Annotated in this window: 3 protein-coding genes; all 3 read right to left on the bottom strand. The window is 49.6% G+C overall.

All coding sequences use genetic code 11. From position 1 onward, the window contains the following. Positions 1-409: 409 nt before the first annotated feature. A complete protein-coding gene (locus AC5OW4_RS14690) occupies positions 410-1,762 on the bottom strand; it encodes an MATE family efflux transporter (protein ID WP_425591772.1) in 1,353 nt (450 codons plus the stop codon). A 290-nt stretch (positions 1,763-2,052) separates the two neighbouring features. Further along, positions 2,053-3,951 (bottom strand): ABC transporter ATP-binding protein, encoded by a 1,899-nt coding sequence (locus AC5OW4_RS14695; protein WP_139248620.1) that lies wholly within the window; start codon positions 3,949-3,951, stop codon positions 2,053-2,055. After that, a partial coding sequence (locus tag AC5OW4_RS14700) for an ATP-binding cassette domain-containing protein (RefSeq protein ID WP_493677159.1) occupies positions 3,932-4,357 on the bottom strand: 426 nt, incomplete at its 5' end. The genes AC5OW4_RS14695 and AC5OW4_RS14700, both read right to left, overlap by 20 nt.

Here is a 4,357-nt window from a genome sequence, read left to right on the forward strand (position 1 = left end):
CAACCTTATCTGAAGCACAAGGGATGCTGAACCGATACCGTGATTATTTATGGTCGAAAAAAACTGAAGTTGCTTTTTAACGGGTCAGCTGATTTCATTTCTTTTCAACAATGCAGCTTCATATCATTTCCTGGGAAATGTCTACCTGTCGTATTCTCCCTCTGTTTAACCTGACTTCGCCGGCATTTCATCACAAAGTCAACCGGCTTGTTTTGCGCCCCATTCAATCATAATAAGAATTCATGAAAAAAATACCGCAAAAAAACGGGCTGTTCAAAGTTGAAATAAACTTTGAACGGTCCGTTTCTTTTACCTCGAAATTATATGGTTGTTTCCACTGCGTGTGAGCAGACTGCGCCGCAAATCCGCTCCTTCTATTTATTTTATTGAGCTGATGAGGCCGGTAAAGTTATTGCGCATCAAATGCATGCATCCAGTCGACGTGCCGATAATAATAGAAGAAAATAACTGAACTCATCAGCCAGGTCAGCGGATATGCCCAGAAAACAACTTGAATCGAATTGACCCAACGAACCATCAGCGTGATAAACGTTACCCGCGCCGCGCACCAGGTCAGCAGCATGACCAGCATCGGAACAGTCGATTTCCCAGCCCCGCGCAGGATTGCCGCCATACAATGAGAAAATGCCAGCAGGAAGAAAAACAAAGCGGACGTCCGCGCCCGATCCGTTCCATAGGCTATCACCTGCGGATCCCGATTAAAAGCAGCGATCAGCCACGGTGCTCCGATAAAAATCAAAATTCCAATGCCTTCGGCAATCGCCACTGAGCAAAGAATTCCAAACCGCGCCCCTTTGCGGGTTCGTTCAAGCTCGCGAGCTCCCAGATTCTGACCAACAAACGTCGTCAACGCCATCGTAAAGCTCGTGATCGGCAGGAAACCAAACCCTTCAATCTTTGAGAACGCGCCGCAGCCAGCCATTGCCATCTGCCCGAAAGCATTGATATTGGTCTGAACGACTACATTGGCAAATCCGATAATCGAATTCTGCAGCCCCGACGGCAAACCATATTGAATAATCAGTTTCAGCATCGGTTTGTCAAAATGAATTTTCTTTGGCTCGATACGATAAACGTCCTGCACCTTCAACAAACGTCTAAAGCAAAGCGCAGCGCTGACAAACTGCGATAGTATTGTCGCAAAGGCTGCCGAACCGACGCCCAGATGCATACCGGCGACAAACACCAGATCCAGAACAATATTGATCAGCGAGGAAATGACCAGATAGACTAACGGATGACGGCTATCTCCGGCCGCCTGCAGGATACCGACAAAAATATTATACATAATAAAGCCTAATGATCCGGCAAAATAGATTCGAAAATAAACTGCAGATAAGCCCAGCACCTCCGCCGGCGTTCCCATCCAGATCAGAATCTGCGGCGCCAGAATTACGCCAACGGCCGTCATCAACAGACTGGCGGCCAAACCGAAAGCCACTGTCGTATGCACCGCCAGCTGAACCTGTTCGCTATTGCGCGCTCCATAGTAACGGGCGATCACCACCCCAGCTCCAACAGCGATGCCGTTGAAGAAACCGACGAGCAGAAAGATCAGATTGCCTGACGAACTAACTGCCGCCAGCGCCTCACTGCCTAGAAAATTCCCGACGATCAGCGAATCGGCGGTGTTGTATAATTGCTGAAACAAATTACCGAAAAAAATCGGCAGCGCAAAGAATAAAATCTTCTTCCAGATCACACCTTCAGTCATTAAATTTTTAGAATTGGCTTGCGTCACTCCATTCCCCTCTTTCCCTTTTTAACCGATTTCCATCCGCGCGTAACGGTAAGTGCCTGCCCCTTTATCATACCAGCTGGACCGGACTATAAGTCAACTTTTTTGTTATTTTTGACGATTTACCATCGCTTATATTTTTGAATTGATCCATTTTCATTACCAGTCCCATTTTCATTTGAAATTTCAATTAGGCTGAGCTTTAAAAGCATTTTTTCTCTGCATCACGTCCGCCCTCATTTCATAATTCGAATTCCGGGCCAACAGGAAAAACAGACGGGAACTCCCGCCTGTCAGTCGTTTTCGATCAAGCCGGTATACAGCTGATAGTAGACGCCATGCTTTTCCAGCAGACGTTCATGATTGCCCCGTTCGATAATCCGGCCATGATCCATGACCATGATCGCGTGCGAGTTTTTAATCGTACTCAACCGGTGAGCGATGACGAAGGTCGTCCGGCCGCTCATCAGCTTATCCATGCCTTCCTGCACAAGTTTCTCGGTTCGCGAGTCAATCGAAGAGGTCGCTTCATCCAGAATCAGTACCGGTGGATTGGCCAGCGCAGCCCGGGCGATGGAGATCAGCTGCCGCTGTCCCTGCGACAATGAAGAACCATCGCGGGTCAGCCAGGTATCGTAGCCTTTTTCCAGATGCTTGATGAAATAGTGAGCATTCGCCAGTTTAGCTGCCGCCACAACTTCTTCATGCGTCGCCTCCGGCCGGGCATATTTGATATTGTCCTCAATCGTGCCGGTGAACAGATGGGTATCCTGCAGAACAATCCCTAACGACCGCCGCAGATCATCCTTGCGGATCAGCTTAACGTCGATGCCGTCATAGGTGATCGAGCCTTTCTGTACGTCGTAGAATCGATTGATCAGGTTGGTCATCGTCGTTTTGCCCGCGCCGGTCGCGCCGACAAAGGCCAGCTTCTGCCCCGGCTCGGCAAACAGTTCGATGTCATGCAGTACGGTTTTGCCTTCAACATAGCCGAAGCTGACATCGTGGAAGCGAACGTCGCCGGTCAGTTCGACATAATCGACGCTGCCGTCCTCATGGCAATGTTTCCAGGCCCAGTGGCCTGTCGTCATTTCCGCTTCACTCAGCCGTCCCGCCTCATCTTTATTGACATTGACCAGCGTTACGCGGCCGTCATCCACTTCGTGCGGTTCATCCAACAACTTGAAAACCCGCTCCGCGCCGGCCATCGCCATGATGACGGAGTTCAGCTGCTGCGAAATCTGGTTCAGCGGACCGTTGAACGATTTATTCAAAGCCAGGAAGGAGGCCAGGCCGCCCAGTGTCAAACCGCTGATGCCGTTGACTGCCAACACGCCGCCGATAAACGCACACAGAACATAGGAGATGTTGCCCAGATTGCCAACGATCGGCATCAGGATATTGGCATATTTATTTGCTTTGTAGGAAGCTTCGCACAGATCCTCATTGATCTGATTGAATTCCTCGATCGCCTTCTGTTCATGCGTGAACACCTTGACGACCTTCGCGCCTTCCATCATTTCTTCGATATATCCGTTTTCTTTCCCCAGCTGCCGCTGCTGCGCGCCAAAGTAACGACCTGACTTGCGCATGATTTTCTGCAGCGCAAACTGCATGACCACAACCATCATCAGGGTGACCAGCGTCAGCGGCACGCTCATGACGATCATTGAGAAGAAAACCGAAACGATCGTAAACAGCGAGGACAGAAATTGAGGAATGCTCTGGGAGATAACCTGCCGCAGCGTATCAATATCGTTGGTATAGACGCTCATGATATCCCCATGCGCATGCGTATCAAAATATTGGATCGGCAGTTTTTCCATGTGGCTGAACAGATCATTCCGCAAATCATTCATCGTGCCTTGAGAAATAACAACCAAAATTTTCTGATAAGCCAGATTCGAAATCACACCTACCAAATAGATACAAGCCATTGTACTTAACGCCTGAAACAGCGGCGTAAAATCCGGACTGGCGCTTTGCACTAACGGTGTGATGTAGCCGTCGATCAGCGTTTTCATGAAGACTGAAGACGCGACTGAAGCCAGCGATGAAATAATAATACAGATCAGAACGATAGCGTAACGGAATTTATATCGGCTGAGGATGTAGCTCATCAGTCGTCCCAGCACTTTCGTGTTCAGCTTTTCGCCGTTGGTTCCCACGTTTCTAGGCCTGCTCATGTTCATCCTCTCCTTTCTTCTGCGTTTCGTAGACTTCCTGATAAATCGCGTTGCTCGCCAACAGTTCCGCATGCGTGCCCACGCCTTCAATCCGCCCTTCGTTAAGCACGACGATCCGATCGGCGTCTTCAATGGAGGATATCCGCTGTGAAATGATCAGCTTGGTCGTATTCGGAATTTCTTCCCGGAACGCCTTGCGGATCATACTGTCGGTGCGGGTATCGACGGCGCTGGTGCTGTCGTCAAGAATCAGAACTTTCGGTTTTTTCAGCAATGCCCGCGCGATGCACAAGCGCTGCTTCTGACCGCCGGAGACGTTAGTTCCGCCTTGTTCGATATAGGTGTCGTAACCCTTCGGGAATTGCCGGATGAACTCGTCGGCGCAGGCAAGCTTGCAGAGATCGGAAGAGCA

This window comes from Holdemania sp., from assembly GCF_986127675.1.

What these genes read in the sequence shown, in the direction of transcription:
- AC5OW4_RS14695 (WP_139248620.1), bottom strand. Translation starts at nt 3,951, where the DNA reads ATGAACATGAGCAGGCCTAGAAACGTGGGAACCAACGGCGAAAAGCTG.